Consider the following 17102-nt stretch of genomic DNA (forward strand, 5'->3'; position numbering starts at 1 on the left):
CATACTGTTATGGGAACTTTTCCATTTACTCGGTCTTTATCTAGATATAGTGCGACAGGGACACACACGGGGACGGGGCACCTAGGTGGGATGACCGAGTTCACAGACGCCGCATTCAGCTTTCCAACTGTCATTTTCAGCATCCTTCTCATCGTGGTCGTGGGGTATTGGCTGGCTGTCATCACCGGCCTGTTCCACGTGGACGACGACGCGGCCTGGCTGGGGCTCGGGGGAGTTCCCGCAGGGATCACGCTCTCGGTGCTGATCGCGGTGGCATGGACGCTGTGCTTGATCGGCAGCCAGACGGTGGGGGGCGACCTGCTGTTCGCCGTGCCGGTCGTCGCCGTGGCCGGCGGCTGGTTCGCCGCCCGTGGCCTGCTGCTTCCGCTGCGGCCGCTCTTCCGCGAAGGGGACAGGTCCTCGCGGAAGGACTTCATCGGCCAGATGTGCGTGATCCGCACCGGCGAGGCCACGCCCGACTTCGGCCAGGCCGAGGTCAGCGCCGCGGACGGCGCGTCCGCGATCGTGCAGGTGCGCACGACCGGGCTGGACCGCCTCGACCGCGGCGCCACCGCACTCATCTTCGACTACGACAAAGACGGCGAATTCTTCTTGGTCATGCCGTATGAAAGTGAGCATTGATGGACGTCATCTCTACCGGACTCGGCATACTCATAGCGGTTATCGCGATCATTGCCATCGGGCTGCTCGTCCTCATCGGCCGCCTTTTCCGTAAGGTCGAACAGGGCAAGGCACTGATCGTTTCCAAGATCAACAAGGTCGACGTGACGTTCACCGGCAAGATCGTCCTGCCCGTCGTCCACAAGGCCGAGGTCATGGACATCTCGGTGAAGACGATCGAGATCCACCGCACCGGTCGCGAGGGCCTGATCTGCCGCGACAACATCAGGGCCGACATCAAGATCACGTTCTTCGTACGCGTGAACAAGACCACGGAAGACGTCATCAAGGTCGCCCAGGCCATCGGCACGGCCAGGGCCAGCGACGAGCAGACGCTGCAGGAGCTGTTCAACGCGAAGTTCTCAGAAGCGCTGAAGACGGCCGGCAAGCACCTGGACTTCGTCGACCTCTACACCAAGCGCGACGAGTTCCGCGACGAGATCATCCGGCTCATCGGCACGGACCTCAACGGCTACAGCCTCGAAGACGCCGCCATCGACTACCTGGAGCAGACCTCCCTGGCCCAGCTCGACAAGAGCAACATCCTCGACGCGCAGGGCATCCGCAAGATCACCGAGCTGACGGCCCTCGAGCACGTGCGGACGAACGAGTTCCGGCGCAACGAGGAGAAGGAGATCACCCGCCAGAACGTGGACGCCCGCGAGGCCATCCTCGAACTGGAGCGCCGCCAGGCCGACGCCGAGCTCAAGCAGCGCCGCGAGATCGAGACCGTCAAGGCCCGCGAGGAGGCGGAGATCGCCCGCGTGCAGGCCGAGGAGCGGCTGCGCGCCCAGACCGCCGGCATCAAGACCGACGAGCAGATCGGCGTGCAGCGGGAGAACCAGCACCGCGAGATCGCGGTCGCCGAGAAGAACCGCGAGCGCGTGATCGCCATCGAGACCGAGCGGATCGACAAGGACCGCCTGCTCGAGGTCATCGCCAAGGAGCGTGAGACCGAGCTGTCCCGCATCGCGAAGGACAAGGAGGTCGAGACCGAGAAGCGCTCGATCGCCGAGGTCATCCGCGAGCGCATCGCGGTCGACAGGACCGTGGCCGAGCAGGAGGAGAGCATCAAGCGGCTGCGCGTGGTCGAGGAGGCCGAGCGCACCCGCCAGCAGGTGATCATCGCCGCCGAGGCCGAGGCGCAGGAGAACCTGGTCAAGGACATCAAGGCCGCCGAGGCCGCGGAGGCCGCCAGCAAGTTCAAGGCTCGAGAGGAGCTCGTGCTGGCCGAGGCCAGGCAGCAGGCCGCCGATCTGGACGCGCGGGCCAAGATCCGGCTGGCCGAGGGCATCCAGGCCGAGTCCGCCGCCGACGGCCTGGCGCAGGTCCAGGTCAAGGAGCGCGACGCGGACGCCATCGAGAAGATCGGCCGCGCCGAGGCGCTGGCGCTGAAGGAGAAGCTGGCCGCCGAGGCCGACGGCGCCAGGGCCATGGCGCTGGTCGAGGGCGACCGGCTCAAGGCGCGGGCAGAGGGCGAGCAGGCGATGGCGCTGGCCGGCGCCGCCGCGGTCGGCGAGAAGCTCAAGGCCGAGGCCGAGGGTCTCACCGAGAAGGCGGCCGCGATGGCCGCGCTCGACGAGGCCAGCAGGGAGCACGAGGAGTACCGCCTGCGTCTGGAGGCCGACAAGGAGATCCGTCTCAAGCACATCGACGTGTCGCGGCACGTGGCCGAGTCGCAGGCGAGCGTCCTGGCCGCCGGGCTGGCCAAGGCCAACATCGACATCGTCGGCGGCGACACGATGTTCTTCGACAAGGTGGTCGGCTCGATCACCGCGGGCAAGGCGGTCGACGGGTTCATCGGGCACTCCCAGGTCGCGGGCGCCCTGGCCGAGCCGTACGTCAACGGGACGGCCAGCCTGGCGGCCGACCTCGCCGACGTGGTGAGGGGCGTGCGTACCGAGGATCTGAAGAACCTGACCGTGTCCGCCCTGCTCATGCAGCTCATCAACAACGGCGGCCCGCAGTCGTCGGCGCTCGGCGAGTTGCTGGAGACGGCCCGCCGGCTGGGGGTGGCCGACTCGCCGGTGGCCGCGCTCGCCGGGGCGAGGGGCTGACCGTCTGTGACTGCGCTCGAAGCCGGGCCTGAGCTGGAGGCGGGGACCTACGAAGTCCTCAGGAACCGGCTCCAGGCCCAGGCCGAGGCCCTCGCGGCGAAGGCCGAGGCGGTCAACCAGGAGCGGCTGCGCGTGTTCGGCGGCGCGGAGCTGCGCCTGCTGGGCACCGAGCGGATCCGTACGGAGAACAACTGCGTCCCCAGGGACATCGTCTCCCTGGGTGACGTGATGTTGTTCGGCTACAACGTCTTCATCGGGCTCAAGCCGGAGACGACGGTGGCCGACGTGTTCGCGGTGCACCGGTTCTCCAGGGACGGCGACGCCTTCCGGTTCGACGCCGACAAGCTGGAGGCGCTGGAGGATCCGGCGTTCAGGAAGGACTTCGCCGAGCTCTACCGGTACTACAAGGAGACGCGGCTGCAGCAGCTGCGGCGGGTGGAGGGCAAGCTGCTGGCGGTGTTCCAGACGGGTCCCGCGGATCTGCGGGTGCTCCGCTGGGCAGTCAGCACCGGCGGAGCCCCGAAATATCTGGATAACAGGGGTGAGCGTGACCACGTCTTCCCCCCGTCCCACGACTTCGAGTGGACCCCCACCACCCGCGACGACCACGTGCTCGGCCGCCACCCGCACATCTCCATCGACGGCGAGGTGTTCGTCGAGACCGTCGGCGGCGACCTCACCATCAAGATCGAGGACAACACGGAGACCGGCGCCGGCATCTACTCCGAGCCGGTCACCGAACCCCTGCAGAGCCTCGCCGACGCCGACGTCGAGTACTCCCGGGTCGGGCCCCTCATCCTCATGCGGATCAAGCCGTACAAGGAGACCGACTGGCGGCACCTCGTCTTCAACGTGCGCACCAGATCCGTCGTGCGGCTCGACGGCATCGGGCAGGCCTGCCAGCGGCTGCCCGAGGACCAGGGACTGATCTTCCCCGGCGGCTACTACCTGGCGACCGGGGTCAGCAAGACGTTCGACACGGACGTGACCGACCTGGAGTTCGAGCGGATGGTCCGCTCCCCCAACGGCGAGGACGTCCTGTACGTCTTCCACGCCAGGGGCGACGGGCGCTCGCTGCTGCTGCCGTACAACGTGATCAGGAAGGAGGTGGCCACGCCCATCGTCTGCCACGGATACTCGTTGTTCGAGGACGGCACGATGGTGGTCTTCCGCGCCACCTCCGAGGAGCCGACCCGGGTCCACCCCATGCAGGTCTGGCAGACCCCGTACGTCTCCGACACCTACGCCGCCGCCCAGCCCGCCGGCACCGGGCCGCTGGAGCGCATCGGCAACGCCGAGCTGGTGCGCGGCATCTCCGACTGCCTGTCGGTGTCCCGCATGGTCGAGGAGATGGCGCCGTCCGCCGGGACGTTCGAGGGGCTCATCGCCGCGTGCACGCGGGCGTTCGACTCCTACCACTGGCTCGGCGACCACGGCCTGCGCGGCCCGCTCTCCGACGTACGCGCCACCGCCGAGCAGGTCCTCGACGAGTACGAGAACGTCGAGCAGCTCACCAGGCAGGCCGAGCAGACGCTCGCCACCGCGACGGAGGAGACCACCCGCCTGGTCCGCCGTGCCCAGGCCGACGACCCGGTCACCGCCGACGCCTGGGTGAGCCTGCTGGCCACGCTGCGCAGGGCCCAGGGCCACCTGGTGACGCTGCGCGAGGTCCGCTACGTCGACCTGGCCGCGCTCGACGCGCTGGCCACGTCGGTGGCGGAGGAACTGGACTCGGTGGGCCGGCGGGCGGTCGCGTTCCTGGAGGGCGCGGACGCGTTCACCGCCTACCACGCCGCCGTCGAGCAGCTGGCCGCCGAAGCCGCCGCGATCACCACGGCCGCCGAGGCCGAGCCCGTCGCCGACCGGCTGGCCGAGCAGTCGGAAGGGCTGGAGGTGGTGACGGAGGTCGTCGGCTCCCTGGAGATCGCCGACGCCACCGTGCGCACCTCCATCCTGGGCCGCATCGCCGAGGTCCTCGGCGGTGTCAACCGCGCCAGGGCCGTGCTGGACGGCCGCCGCCGCGAGCTGCTGGGGGCCGAGGGGCGGGCCGCGTTCGCCGCCGAGTTCGCCCTGCTGGGGCAGGCCATCACGGGTGCGCTGGCGATCGCCGACAACCCGGAGAAGTGCGACGAGCAGCTCGGCCGGCTGATGCTCCAGCTGGAGAACCTGGAGTCGCGCTTCGGCGAGTTCGACGACTTCGCCGCGCAGCTGTCGGCCAAGCGGGACGACGTCTATGAGGCGTTCTCGTCCCGCAAGCAGGCGCAGCTGGACGAGCTGGCCCGGCGCGCCGACCGCATCTTCGCCTCCGCCGAGCGGGTCCTCGCCAGCGTCACCCGCCGCCTCGGCTCGTTGTCGTCGCTCGACGAGGTGAACACCTACTTCGCGACCGACCCGATGGTGGCCAAGATCCGCTCGGTCGCCGGCGAGCTGCGCGCGCTGGGGGACGCCGTACGCGCGGAGGAGCTGGACGGGCGGATCAAGTCGGCCCAGCAGGAGGCCGCGCGTTCCCTGCGGGACCGGCTGGACCTGTTCTCGGACGGCGGCGAGACCCTGCGACTCGGCCACCACCGGTTCGCCGTCAACACCCAGCCGATCGACCTGACGCTGGTGCCGCACGTGGAGCGCGACGACGACCGCACCTCCATGTACTTCGCGATCACCGGCACCGACTACCGCGCGCCCGTACCCGAGTCGTTCGCCGACACCCGGCCCTTCTGGGACCAGTTGCTGGTCTCGGAAACTCCCGACGTCTACCGGTCCGAGCACCTGGCCGCCTCGCTGCTCGACTCGGTCACGGCCGGCGCGCCCCTGGCCGACCTGGTCAGGCAGGCGGCCGAGTCGCGGTACGACGAGGGCTACGAGCGGGGCGTGCACGACCACGACGCCACGATCATCCTGGACGCGCTCGTACGGCTGCGCGACGGAGCCGGGCTGCTGCGCTACCCGGCCGACGTCCGCGCGGCCGCCCAGCTGTTCTGGGCGTTCGGGCTGGACGAGGTTTCACGTAAAACATCGACGACCCGGGCGCTGTCGCTGGTGCGGGCGCGCACGGTCTTCGGCGACACCTCCGCCCTGGGCGCGCTGGCCGCCGAGCTGGGCGCCGCGATCGCGGAGTTCATGTCCGGTCTCGGTACGGACGCCGCGCCGGACGCGGGCCTGGCCGGCGAATATCTCGTCGAGGAGCTGGGCGGCGGCCCGGCCGGGTTCGTGACCAGCAAGGGCGCGCGTGACCTGCTCGACGCGTTCCGCCACGAGCTGGGCCCGGCCAAGGCGCGCGAGTTCGACGAGGACCTCCAGGCGGTCGCCCTGCCCGAACGCCTCCAGCTCGCGCAGGCGTGGATGTCCGCCTTCCGCGATGGCCCCGAGGTCACCGAGGCCATCGCCGTACAGCTGTGCGACCTGCCCCGCCACGACTCGAGCGCCGCCACGACCGAGACCGTGAACGGGCTGCTGGGATCCCACCCCCGCGTCGCCGGGCGCAGGCTGGACATCAGGCTCGACGAGCTGCTCACCAGGGCGCGCCGGTTCCGGCAGGAGCGGGTGCCCGCCTACCGCGCCTTCCAGCGCCGCAGGAGCGAGCTGGTCGAGGCGGAACGGCGGCGGCTGCGCCTGGACGAGTACCGCCCCAAGGTCATGAGCGCCTTCGTCCGCAACCGCCTGCTGGACGAGGTGTACCTCCCGCTGATCGGCGACAACCTGGCCAAGCAGCTCGGCGCGACCGGCGCGGGCAGGCGCACCGACCAGATGGGCCTGCTGCTGCTCATCTCGCCGCCCGGCTACGGCAAGACCACCCTCATGGAATACGTCGCCAGCCGGCTCGGCCTGGTGTTCGTCAAGGTCAACGGCCCGGCGCTGGGCCACGGCGTCACCTCGCTCGACCCGGCCGACGCGCCCGACGCCACGGCCAGGCAGGAGGTGGAGAAGATCTCGTTCGCGCTGGAGACGGGCAACAACACGCTGCTCTACCTCGACGACATCCAGCACACCTCGCCGGAACTGCTGCAGAAGTTCATCTCGCTCTGCGACGCCCAGCGCCGCATCGAGGGCGTGTGGAACGGCCGCACCCGCACGTACGACCTGCGCGGCAAGCGGTTCGCCGTGTGCATGGCGGGCAACCCGTACACCGAGTCGGGCCAGCGGTTCCGCATCCCCGACATGCTGGCCAACCGGGCCGACGTGTGGAACCTGGGCGACGTGCTGTCCGGCAAGGATCACCTGTTCGCGCTCAGCTACATCGACAACGCCCTCACCTCCAACCCCGTGCTCGCGCCGCTCGCCGGCCGCGACCGCGCGGACGTGGAACTGCTGGTGCGGCTGGCCAGGGGCGACACGACGGTACGGCCCGACCAGCTCGGCCACCCGTACACCAAGCCGGAGCTCGACCAGATCCTCAGCGTGCTGGCCAAGCTGGTGCGGGTGCAGGAGGTGGTCCTGGCCAACAACCAGGCCTACATCGCCTCGGCCGCCCAGTCCGACGCCGCCCGCACCGAGCCGCCGTACCGGCTGCAGGGGTCGTACCGGAACATGAACAAGCTGGCCGAGCGCATCGTGCCCGCGATGAACGACGACGAGCTCGAAGCGCTGATCGACGACCACTATCTGGGCGAGGCCCAGACCCTGACCTCGGACGCCGAGGCCAACCTGCTCAAGCTGGCCGAGCTCCGTGGCCGCCTGACACCCGCCCAGGCCGAACGGTGGGCGGCGATCAAGGCGGCCTACCTCAGGGCCAAGGCGCTCGGGGGAGCCGAGGACGACCCGATGACCAGGGCCGTCGGCGCGATCGGGCTGCTGGCCGACCGTGTCGGCGACGTCGGCACGGCCATCAGGGAGTCCGAACGCTGACCGGCGCCCGCTCGGGGCGGGCCCGTGCGGCGCCAGGTCATCCGGTGAGCGCTTCCGTGGCCTCCCGCTGCAGGGCCGTCGACCGTTTCAGGTAGTCGAGGATCAGCGCCAGCTCGTCGTCGGTGTACCGCTCGTACAGGTGCGACAGCGCCGCGACGAACGGCTCGAACAGCTCCGCGAACCCGGCCAGCTGCTCCGGGTTGATCTCGACGATGACCCGGCGCCGGTCCTTGGTGTCGCGTACCCGCCGCACCAGCCACCTGGACTCCAGCCGGTCGACCAGCCCGCTGACCGTCGCCGGCGCCAGCCCTGTGTGCTGCGCGAGCTCCCCCGCGGTCAGGGGCCCGAGGCGTTGCAGCAGGTCGAGGGTCTTCTCTTCGGTCATGCCGAGGCCCAACCGCGCGCCCATGGCGCTGTGGTACATCACGGCGGCGTTGCTGCTCTCCCGCCCCGCCGTGCTGAGCGCCTCCAGCAAATCATTTCGTTGCTCCGAAATATCTCTGGACACGAGATCTTCTTCCTGCCTATATTTCGTTCGACCGAACGAAAGGATATCACCGTGAAAGCGTTGATCGTAGGGTGCGGCATCGGCGGCCCCACCACCGCGATGGCCCTGCGCGAGGTGGGCATCGACGCCGAGATCTTCGAGGCGTACGAACGGGGCGCCGACACCGTGGGCTCGTTCCTGAACATCGCCTCCAACGGCCTGGCCGCCCTGCGCACGCTCGGCGCCCACACGAGGGTGATGTCGTCGGCCATCCCCACTCCCCGGATGGTCATGTGGAGCGGCTCCGGCAAACGGCTCGGCGAGGTGGCCAACGGCCTGCGGCTCGACGACGGCACGGTGAGCCACACCATCCTGCGGTCCGACCTCTACCGGGCCGTCCGCGACGAGGCCGCCCGGCGCGGCGTCCCGATCTCGTACGGCAGGCGCCTGGTCTCGTACGACGACCGGGGAGACCAGGTGACGGCCAGGTTCGCGGACGGCACGGAGGCCACCGGCGACCTGCTGATCGCGTGCGACGGCCTGCACTCGCGCACCCGCGACATCCTCGACCCGCGCGCCGTGCGGCCCCGCTACAGCGGCCTGTACAGCTTCGGCGGCATCGTCGAGGACTCCGGGCTCACCGGCGAGCCCGGGACTTACAACATGGTCTTCGGCAAGCGCGCGTTCTTCGGCTACACGGTGGCCGAGTCGGGCGAGACCTGGTGGTTCGCGAACCTGCCCAGGCAGCTCGGCGACATCCCGGACGACTGGAAGCCGGTGCTGGCCGAAGCGTTCGAGCACGACGCGAACGCCTCGGCCGACCTGATCCGGCACGCCGACGTCGGGCCGGGGCTGCCCGTCCACGACCTGCCGCCGGTGTCCGTGTGGCACCGCGGCCGGGCCCTGCTCACCGGCGACGCCGCGCACGCGACCTCGCCGAGCTCCGGCCAGGGCGCCTCGCTGGCCGTCGAGGACGCGATCGTGCTGGCCCGGTGCCTGCGCGAGAGCGGCGACCACAGGAAGGCGTTCGAGCGTTTCGAGGCCGCGCGGCGGCCCCGGGTGGAGCGGGTCGTGGCCTACTCGAGGACGATCAGCAACAGCAAGGCCGCGGGCCCGGTCGCCCGGGTCTTCCGCGACCTGATGTTGCCGGTCTTCCTGAAGAAGAGCGCGAGCCAGGAATCACTCGCCTGGATGTACCGCTACGAGCCGAGCCTGTGACACCGCGCCGGCGCTCGCGGGCACGAGCGGCAACCGCACGTCCGGGGTCGGGATCATGCCCTGGGCGTGCAGCACGCCCTTGAGCACGGTGGGGTTGGGCTCGGCGAAGAGCGTCGCCGAGAGCTTGGCCAGCCGGTGCCCGAGCGTCCTGGCCCGGGTGACGTCCCCGGCGTGCCAGGCGCCGGCCAGCTCGGCGAAGCTCGCGGTCTCCAGATGCGCTGAGGCCAGGATCCCGCCGGCCGCGCCCAGCGCCAGCAGCGGCGAGATGAACGCGTCGTCGCCGCCGAGCACCTCGAACCCGCCGGGCGGGTCCCCGAGCAGCGCCACGGCGTCCTGGTCGAGGCCCGCCGCGTACTTCACGCCGGCGATCATCGGATGAGCGCCCAGGCGGCGCAGCGTGGCGGCCCCGACCGCCTGCCCGGTCCTGTAGGGGATGTGGTAGATCACCAGCGGCACCGGCGTCTCCTCCGCCAGCGCCTCGAAGTGCGCGACCACGCCGCGCTCTCCCGGCCGCAGGAAGTACGGCACGGTCACCAGCGCCGCCCCCACCCCCTCCGGGAGGCGCCGCAGCGCCACGGCCGTCGATCGGGTGTCGTTCCCCGTCACCCCCACCGTCAGCAGCGCCTGCCGCTCGGCGCAGACCCGCGCGCAGACGTCGATCACCAGCGCCCGCTCCTCCGGATCGAGCGCGGCCACCTCTCCGGTGGTGCCCAGCGCGACCAGGCCGGCCGCGCCCTGGTCGAGCACGTGGCCCGCGAGCTTCTCGACCGCGTCCGCGGCCACCTCTCCCGAGGAGGTGAACGGGGTGATCAGCGGTACGTGGATTCCTCTCAGCATGCTTCGAGGGTGACGCGCGCGAACCCGTTAGGTCCAGCACTGATTTCTTGGCCAGAGGTTAAGCTCAACTTATGCTCGACCCGCGCAAGCTCCTCCTGCTCCGCGAGCTCGCCAGGCGCGGCACGATCGCCGCGGTGGCGCAGGCCGTGACGTTCACGCCCTCGGCCGTCTCCCAGCAGCTCTCCGCGCTGGAGCGGGAGGCGGGCGTGCCGCTGCTCGAACGCACGGGCCGCACGGTGACGCTGACGCCCGCGGGCCACCTCCTCGTCGAGCACGCGCAGGCCGTGCTCGAACAGCTCGAACGCGCGTCGGCCGCGCTCGCCGCCGCCCGCGCCGGGCCCTCGGGGCCGCTGCGCGTCGGCGCGTTCCCCACGGCGGCCCGCGTGCTCCTGCCGCCCGCGCTCGCCGCCCTGACCGGCGCCCACCCGGGTCTCGAGCCGAGGGTCTCGGAGATCGACCCGGCCGACGTCTCGGCCGCGCTGCGGGCGGGCGAGCTGGACGTGGCGCTCGTGCACGAATACGACTTCGTGCCGCCGGTCACGGACGCGTCCATCGAGACCGAGCCGCTGTTCAGCGAGCCGATCTACCTCACCGACCGCCCCTCGATCGCCGCCGCCCGCGCCGACGCGTGGATCACCAACAAACCGGGCACCCTCTGCCACACGATGGCGATCAGGGCATGCCAGGCGGCCGGGTTCGAGCCGATGGTGCGCCACCACATCGACGACTTCGACACCGTGCTCGCCTTCGTGGCGGCCGGCCAGGGGGTGGCGCTCGTGCCCCGCCTGGCGGCGATCGATCCGCCGCCTGACGTGTCCCTCACCCGTCTGCCGCTCAGCCGCCGCACGCTGGCGGCCTTCAGGCGAGGGTACGGCGGGCACCCGGCGGTCAGAGCGGCCGTCTCCGCCTTCCGCACAGCCGTCACCCACCTCGCCGACCAGGTCAGTTCATGATCGATGAGCGGCCCCGGCCGATCCGGCGGGCCTTCAGTGCCAGGTGGAGGTGCGAGCGCACCAATCCGTCGCGTAGGTCCGTGTCGAGGATCATGGCGATGCGGCCGAGCCGGTAGTACACCGTGGTCCGGTGCAGGTGCAGTGACGCTGCCGTGCGCTGAACGTCGCAGCCCAGGTCGAGATCCGCATCAGCTGCATCGTCACGATCCCGAACCCGACGGTGACGCTCTACCTCCCGATCGACATCTTCGACCGGGACATCCTGCCCCGCTGAGCCCGGCGGGTCATGCCCGTTCCCTGCCCCCTCACCTGCCGAGCACGGCGTCGAGCACGGTCGTGGCGCTGACCATGTCCCGGTCGTACTCGCCGGCCGTCACCGCCACGACCAGGTCCTCCTCCGGCACCGCGAGCAGTCGCTGGCCGCCGTTGCCGATGCCCTCGTACTGGCGGCGCTCGCCGGTGCCGATGTACCACTGGTAGCCGTAGCGGAACTCGCCCTCGATCACGACCCGGGGCGTGAGCATTTCCGTGATCCACCCGCCGGGCACGATGTCGCGGCCGCCGTCGAGCACCAGCCGGCCGACGGCGGCCAGGTCGAGCGGGCGCAACCGCAGCCCGGCCGCGGCCATGGCCAGCCCGTCGTCGCCCTTGGACCAGTGGAAGTCGCCGATGCCGAGCGGCCGGAACAGCGCGGTCTCGGCGTACTCCTCCAGCGGCCTGCCCGTGCCGCGCGCGATGACGCCCCCGAGTAGCGCCGTCGCGCCCCCGCAGTACAGCCACCGCCTTCCGGCCTCCTCGACGACGGGCCGCTCCAGCACGTAGCGATACCGGTCGGGCGCCAACTCCATGGCGATCTCGCTGTTGGCCGGGGACGTGTAGGGGGCGTCCTCGTTCCATTCGAGGCCGAGGGTCATGGTGAGCGCGTGCTCGATGGTGAGGTGCGCCCGCTCCGGATCGGCCACCAGATCCGGATATTCGGCGAACTGCCGCACCAGCCGCTCGCCGGGCTCCGGCACCAGCCCTTCACCCAGCGCGATCCCGTACAGCAGCCCCACGACGCTCTTGGACACCGATCGCACGTCGTGCAGCGTGTCCCGGTCGAACACGACGTGCCCCAGGTCCTCGCCGAGCCGGTGATCCGGCCCGGCTCCGTAACGTTCGAGGACGACCTCCCCGCCCCGCATCACCACGAGACCGTGGAAGTTGGGCGCCTTGCCCGCGCGGAGGACCTCGTCGACCCGCTCAGCCATCGCCATGGTATGTCTCCCTGAAGTCGGCACATACTGGCATACCGCCTCACACGGTGTCAGGCACAAGAAGGACGATCACGGCTCCGGGCTTCGCCCCCCACTGCGGGTCGGACACGGCGGGGTCTCAGCAGGCGCCGACCCACGTGACCGAGTTGATGTTGACGCTCTTCTTCTTGGTGAATTTCTTGATCGTCGTGCCGTCGCCCGGCGGATGCAGGCATCCGGTCTTCTTCGCCTCGCCGAAATAGTGGTAGGTGAAGCGGATGTGGTCGGCGCCGGCGACTCTATACCCGTTGTTCCTGATCCACGACGACCCTCCGTCGAAGGTGTGGGTGTAGCTGATGTTCCCGCTGTACTGCCAGAGGGGGTACCTGGGGGGATCGTAAATGCAGAAATTTCCTCTCTTGCACCTGTCGACGGGGATGTCGGCGGCCGAGGCCGCCTGGGCGGGGGCGGCTGCCGCTGCCAGGGTCAGAAGGGCCACGGCGCCGAGTGTGCTGACGGTTTTCTTGATGTTTTCGACCATGGCCACCGTTCTACAGAACAGCGATTTCATTCGGCTTTACGCGGCCTAAACGGATCGGCGGCGGGCGGAAATCAGGCGGCCTTGGTCACCTCGGCCGCGGAGAGCGGCGCCGCGATGTCCTCCAGCCCCTTTCGCTCGGCCTTGACTCCCAGGAACAGCTCCACCAACCCTCCGGCGATCATCACCAGGGCCCCGATGGCGAACGCGAGCGCCGTGTCCCCCGGCACGCCGCTCTCGACCAGGTTCGCGAAGACCAGTGGCCCGGCGATGCCGCCGCAGGCGGTGCCGACCGCGAAGAAGAACGCGATCGCCATCGCCCTGGTCTCCATCGGGAAGATCTCGCTGACGGTCAGGTACGCCGAACTCGCCCCCGCCGAGGCCACGAAGAGCACCACCGACCAGCAGGCGGTCAGCGTCACCGCGGTGAGAGCCCCCTGGGCGAACAGCCAGGCGGTGCCGAGCAGCAGCAGCCCCGACCCGATGTACGTCGCCGAGATCATCGGAATTCGGCCCACGGTGTCGAAGAGGTGGCCGAGCAGCAACGGGCCGAGGAAGTTGCCGACCGCGATCACGGCGAAGTAGTAGCCGGTGCTCGTGGTGATGCCGAAGAAGGTGGACAGGATCTGGGCGTACCCGAAGGTGATGGCGTTGTAGAGGAACGCCTGCCCGACGAAGAGCGACAGGCCGAGGACGGTCCGCCTGGGATAGAGCGCGACCATGGTGTGCGCGATGCGGACGAACCCGATGGACTTGCGCTGGTGGATGGTCATCGACCGCGACGGCTCCGGCAGTTCCTCGCCGACCTGGTGCTCGACGTCCTCGACGATCCTCTCCGCCTCGTCGCCCCTGCCGTGGATGAACAGCCAGCGCGGGCTCTCCGGCACGTGCCGGCGGACGAGCAGGATCGCCAGGCCCAGCACCACGCCGAGACCGAACGCGACGCGCCAGCCGATGTTCACCGGGAGGTCGTTCAGCAGCGGCACGGTCAGCAGCGCCCCGCCGGCCGCGCCGAGCCAGTAGCTGCCGTTGATGATGATGTCGATGCGGCCGCGGTGCCGGCTCGGGATGAGCTCGTCGATGGCCGAGTTGATGGCGGCGTACTCGCCTCCGATGCCGAAGCCCGTCACGAACCTGAACAGGAAGAACCACCACACGCTGAACGAGAACGCGGTCAGCAGCGTCGCCGCCAGGTAGACCAGCAGCGTGATGATGAACAACTTCTTCCTGCCGAACCTGTCGGTCAGCCAGCCGAAGAACAGCGCCCCCGAGCAGGCCCCCGCCACGTAGAGCGCCGCGGCCGTGCCCGCCACCTGCGCCTGGGTGATGTCCAGGCCGCTGCCCGGCTTGGCGAGCTGCGCGGAGAGGTTGCCGACGATGGTGACCTCGAGCCCGTCGAGGATCCACACGGTGCCCAGGCCGATGACGATCATCCAGTGCCAGCGTGACCACGGCAGCCGGTCCAGCCGCGCGGGCACCTTCGTGGTGATGGTGCCGGTTTCCACGTCGCTCATAAGGTCATCTCGATACCCGGCGAGCGAACGGCAAACGTTTCCCTATGCGGCGGGGCTTCTGGCCTCGAGGATCTCCGTGCGGGACCACGGCCCGCCGTACCAGAACCGCCAGCCGGCGTCGCGCCGCCGTACGTCGACGACGCCGAGCGAGCGCAGCGTGTCCTCGTACGCGCGGGTGTGGTGCGGGTCGGCGATCAACATCAGCCCGCCGGGCCGCAACACCCGCAGCGCCTCGCGCACGGCCTGTTCGCGCCCGCCGGGGCGCGCGATGGTGTGGATGGCCTGGTCGGTGACGACCACGTCGAACGCGCCGTCCTCGAACGGCAGGTCACGCAGGTCGCCCACCACCAGCGACACCCGGTCGGCGACGCCCTCCCGCTCGGCGTTCGCCCTGGCCCGCGGCGCTTCCTTGGAGCGCTGGTCGAGGCCGGTCGCGTGGCCCTCGTCCAGCCGCCGTGCGGCCAGCGTGAGGACGGCGCCGCGCCCGCAGCCCAGATCCAGCAGGCGCTCGCCGCCCTCCAGGCGGTCCAGCTCCGCCGCCCAGACGGCCGGCTTGCCGCGCCGCGTCGTGTAGAGGTGGCTGCCCGCGCTGGCCAGCGTGTAGGTGCCGCCGAGCAGGAAGGCGACCCCCGCCTCGGGGACGTCGTACACGAACGACAACACCGTGAGCGCCGACAGGATGATCACTCCGAGGAGCAGACCCGCCAGCGCCCAGGGTGCGTCGAACCCGTATCTACCGTGTCGCTTGCCCACATTCACGTTATATCTCAAGCTGGTCTTGACCGGGAATTGACCGGACCCCGCCCTGACGCACCATCACAGCGCATTGCTCATTACTAGGGTGACCTGGATGGGCACACATTGGGGGTTTGACCAGGCATGACGGAGAGAGAACGAGGATTCGGCCTGGGAGCGAGCATCGCCCTGACCATGGGCGCGGCGATGTTGTGGGGAGTGGCACACCTGGCGGTCGAGCGCCGCCGGTCCGGTCTGGCACTCATGGCGGCGTACGTGCTGATGCTGGCCGGCGTGCTCACCGTCTTCACCGCGTACAGCGCCAACCTCCTGTCTCTGGCCGTCCAGCCCCGCTGGCTGACCGTGCTCACCGTAGCGCTGGTGGCGATCGCCCTGGCCTGGACCGGCGTGATCGTCTGGTCGTTCGTCCTCGTACGCCCCCCGCGCACGGACCGGATCGGCCGCTTCCTGACCACGACGCTGACCGTCGCCCTCTGTGCTTTCATCCTGGCTCCCACCGCCTACGCCGCCAGGATCGCCTACCTGTCGCGGGACGTCGTGAACACGTTGTTCCCGTCCAGCGCCGACAGCACGCCCATCATGGCCCATGATCCGTGGAACGGCGCGGCGCGCGTGCAGTTCCTGCTCATCGGCGGCGACTCGGCGCCCGGCAGGCCCGGCGTGCGCACCGACAGCATGACCGTGGCCAGCGTGGACACCACGACCGGCGCCACCACGCTGTTCGGCCTGCCGCGCAACCTCCAGCGCGTGCCGCTCCCCCACGGCCCGGCCGGCAGCCGCTTCCCGTTCGGCTTCACCGGCGCGGGCCCCGACACGCCCGGCCTGCTCAACGAGATCTTCCAGTACGCCGAGGAGCACCCGGACATGGTGCCGGGCGTGCCGAAGGGCGAGCGCGGTCCCACCCTGCTCAAGCAGACGATCAGCGGCATCATCGGCCTTCCCGTGCAGTATCACGTCCTGGTCGACATGAAGGGCTTCGCGGAGCTCGTCGACGCCATGGGCGGCGTACGGGTCACCATCAAGGAGCCCATCGTGTACGGCCGCAACCGCGAGGGCCTGCTGCCGCCCGGCACGCGCAGGCTGTCCGGCGAGGAGGCCCTGTGGTACGGCCGCTCGCGCACCGACAGCGACGACTATGTCCGCATGGGTCGGCAGAAGTGCCTGCTCAACGCGGTCGTCAAGCAGGCCGAGCCGATGACCGTGATCAACAGTTTCGAGCGGCTGGCCGCGGCCGCCAAGCGGACCATCTCCACCGACCTGCCCCAGGACCTCCTGCCGGCCGTCGTGGACCTGTCGCAGAAGGTGAAGAACGCCAGGATCCGCAGCCTCAGCTTCGTGCCGCCGCTGATCGACACGGCGTACCCCGACTGGCGCCTCATCCGCGACAAAGTCTCCGACGCCCTGAGGGAGCGCCCGTCCACCAGGACCGTGCCGACGCGCGAGAAGCCGCCCGCGACGCCGAAGCCGGACAGCCCGATCAACCTCGACGCCACCTGCGGTTAGACCGTCTCGTCCAGGTGGTCGGCGTAGTAGGCGATGGCGCGGGCGTACCCGCCGGCCCGGTCTGACCCGGCGACCACCTGGAGCAGCGTCGTGACCGCCTCGGCGGAGCGCCCGGCGTTGTGCAGCGCCATCGCCATGAACGTGCGCAACGCCCCGTCGCCGGGGAATTCCTTCAGCCCTCGCTCGAACGTCTCCAGCGCCTCGGCGTGCCTGCCGAGCACCCGCAGGGTGCTGCCGTACCCCGTGAAGGCCCCCAGCCGGTCGGCGTCGCTCAGCCCCTCGCCCGCCAGCGCGCGTTCGTAGTAGGGGACCGCCTCGGCCTCCAACCCGAGCGCGTCGTGCGCCCATGCCGCCTGGTAGGCCACCTCGGCGTCGTCAGGGTGCCGCCGGGCCAGCTCGACGAGGAGCTGCCGGGCCTGCTCGCCCTGGCCTTCCTCACGCAGGCGTACGGCGCGTGCCAAATCGTCGTTCCGCATGGAGC

14 protein-coding genes are annotated in these 17102 nt (G+C 70.2%); 6 read left to right on the forward strand and 8 right to left on the reverse strand.

Features of this window, described 5'->3' with window-relative positions; genetic code table 11:
* Positions 1 to 90: 90 nt before the first annotated feature.
* The 3 genes from ACZ6SA_RS39340 to ACZ6SA_RS39350 are packed head-to-tail and all read left to right on the forward strand — an operon-like array spanning position 91 to position 7580.
* A complete protein-coding gene (locus ACZ6SA_RS39340; protein ID WP_465834003.1) occupies positions 91 to 642 on the forward strand; it encodes a hypothetical protein in 552 nt (183 codons plus the stop codon).
* A complete protein-coding gene (locus ACZ6SA_RS39345; RefSeq protein ID WP_465834005.1) occupies positions 642 to 2738 on the forward strand; it encodes a flotillin family protein in 2097 nt (698 codons plus the stop codon). The genes ACZ6SA_RS39340 and ACZ6SA_RS39345 overlap by 1 nt, the downstream gene beginning before the upstream one ends.
* 6 nt (positions 2739 to 2744) lie before the next feature.
* Entirely contained in the window at positions 2745 to 7580 is a 4836-nt protein-coding gene (locus ACZ6SA_RS39350) for a DNA repair ATPase (protein WP_465834007.1), read from the forward strand.
* 37 nt (positions 7581 to 7617) lie between these two features.
* On the opposite strand, the gene ACZ6SA_RS39355 is transcribed toward ACZ6SA_RS39350, so the two are convergent.
* Positions 7618 to 8088 (reverse strand): MarR family winged helix-turn-helix transcriptional regulator, encoded by a 471-nt coding sequence (locus tag ACZ6SA_RS39355; protein WP_347647600.1) that lies wholly within the window; start codon positions 8086 to 8088, stop codon positions 7618 to 7620.
* Between the two features lie 51 nt (positions 8089 to 8139).
* On the opposite strand from ACZ6SA_RS39355, the gene ACZ6SA_RS39360 reads away from it, so the two are divergent.
* Positions 8140 to 9285, forward strand: coding sequence for an FAD-dependent oxidoreductase (locus ACZ6SA_RS39360; protein WP_465834009.1), 1146 nt, complete (start codon positions 8140 to 8142; stop codon positions 9283 to 9285).
* Here ACZ6SA_RS39360 and ACZ6SA_RS39365 read toward each other — a convergent pair.
* Positions 9247 to 10122: a 4-hydroxy-tetrahydrodipicolinate synthase family protein gene (locus tag ACZ6SA_RS39365; protein ID WP_347647598.1), complete on the reverse strand. Its 876-nt coding sequence runs from the start codon at positions 10120 to 10122 to the stop codon at positions 9247 to 9249. The genes ACZ6SA_RS39360 and ACZ6SA_RS39365 overlap by 39 nt on opposite strands.
* Before the next feature lie 71 nt (positions 10123 to 10193).
* Between ACZ6SA_RS39365 and ACZ6SA_RS39370 the strand changes: the two genes are divergently transcribed.
* On the forward strand, positions 10194 to 11075 hold the full coding sequence (locus ACZ6SA_RS39370) for a LysR family transcriptional regulator (RefSeq protein WP_347647597.1): 882 nt from the start codon (positions 10194 to 10196) through the stop codon (positions 11073 to 11075).
* Here the strand turns inward: ACZ6SA_RS39370 and ACZ6SA_RS39375 are convergent.
* The 5 genes from ACZ6SA_RS39375 to ACZ6SA_RS39395 all read right to left on the reverse strand — a co-directional run bounded on the left by ACZ6SA_RS39375 (position 11065) and on the right by ACZ6SA_RS39395 (position 15115).
* Positions 11065 to 11250 (reverse strand): helix-turn-helix domain-containing protein, encoded by a 186-nt coding sequence (locus ACZ6SA_RS39375; protein WP_465834093.1) that lies wholly within the window; start codon positions 11248 to 11250, stop codon positions 11065 to 11067. The two genes, ACZ6SA_RS39370 and ACZ6SA_RS39375, sit on opposite strands and share 11 nt — an antisense overlap.
* 130 nt (positions 11251 to 11380) lie before the next feature.
* The gene (locus ACZ6SA_RS39380) at positions 11381 to 12331 is read right to left on the reverse strand and encodes a serine hydrolase domain-containing protein (RefSeq protein WP_347647596.1); all 951 of its coding nucleotides are present in this window, start codon (positions 12329 to 12331) and stop codon (positions 11381 to 11383) included.
* Positions 12332 to 12449: 118 nt separating this feature from the next.
* Complete coding sequence (locus ACZ6SA_RS39385) at positions 12450 to 12809, reverse strand: hypothetical protein (RefSeq protein ID WP_465834012.1); 360 nt, start codon at positions 12807 to 12809, stop codon at positions 12450 to 12452.
* A gap of 113 nt (positions 12810 to 12922) precedes the next feature.
* Positions 12923 to 14362, reverse strand: coding sequence for an MFS transporter (locus ACZ6SA_RS39390; RefSeq protein ID WP_465834014.1), 1440 nt, complete (start codon positions 14360 to 14362; stop codon positions 12923 to 12925).
* 42 nt (positions 14363 to 14404) lie between these two features.
* The gene (locus tag ACZ6SA_RS39395; RefSeq protein ID WP_465834016.1) at positions 14405 to 15115 is read right to left on the reverse strand and encodes a class I SAM-dependent methyltransferase; all 711 of its coding nucleotides are present in this window, start codon (positions 15113 to 15115) and stop codon (positions 14405 to 14407) included.
* A gap of 126 nt (positions 15116 to 15241) precedes the next feature.
* Here ACZ6SA_RS39395 and ACZ6SA_RS39400 point away from each other — a divergent pair, with 126 nt between their 5' ends.
* A complete protein-coding gene (locus tag ACZ6SA_RS39400) occupies positions 15242 to 16621 on the forward strand; it encodes an LCP family protein (RefSeq protein ID WP_465834018.1) in 1380 nt (459 codons plus the stop codon).
* On the opposite strand, the gene ACZ6SA_RS39405 is transcribed toward ACZ6SA_RS39400, so the two are convergent.
* Positions 16618 to 17097: a tetratricopeptide repeat protein gene (locus tag ACZ6SA_RS39405; protein WP_347647590.1), complete on the reverse strand. Its 480-nt coding sequence runs from the start codon at positions 17095 to 17097 to the stop codon at positions 16618 to 16620. The two genes, ACZ6SA_RS39400 and ACZ6SA_RS39405, sit on opposite strands and share 4 nt — an antisense overlap.
* Positions 17098 to 17102: the final 5 nt, after the last annotated feature.

The organism is Nonomuraea sp. NPDC049378, assembly GCF_055586745.1.

Coding starts and splice junctions, on each gene's coding strand:
- ACZ6SA_RS39340 (WP_465834003.1), top strand. CDS start 91: ATGACCGAGTTCACAGACGCCGCATTCAGCTTTCCAACTGTCATTTTC.
- ACZ6SA_RS39345 (WP_465834005.1), top strand. CDS start 642: ATGGACGTCATCTCTACCGGACTCGGCATACTCATAGCGGTTATCGCG.
- ACZ6SA_RS39365 (WP_347647598.1), bottom strand. CDS start 10,122: ATGCTGAGAGGAATCCACGTACCGCTGATCACCCCGTTCACCTCCTCG.
- ACZ6SA_RS39370 (WP_347647597.1), top strand. CDS start 10,194: ATGCTCGACCCGCGCAAGCTCCTCCTGCTCCGCGAGCTCGCCAGGCGC.
- ACZ6SA_RS39380 (WP_347647596.1), bottom strand. CDS start 12,331: ATGGCGATGGCTGAGCGGGTCGACGAGGTCCTCCGCGCGGGCAAGGCG.
- ACZ6SA_RS39390 (WP_465834014.1), bottom strand. CDS start 14,362: ATGAGCGACGTGGAAACCGGCACCATCACCACGAAGGTGCCCGCGCGG.
- ACZ6SA_RS39400 (WP_465834018.1), top strand. CDS start 15,242: ATGACGGAGAGAGAACGAGGATTCGGCCTGGGAGCGAGCATCGCCCTG.
- ACZ6SA_RS39405 (WP_347647590.1), bottom strand. CDS start 17,097: ATGCGGAACGACGATTTGGCACGCGCCGTACGCCTGCGTGAGGAAGGC.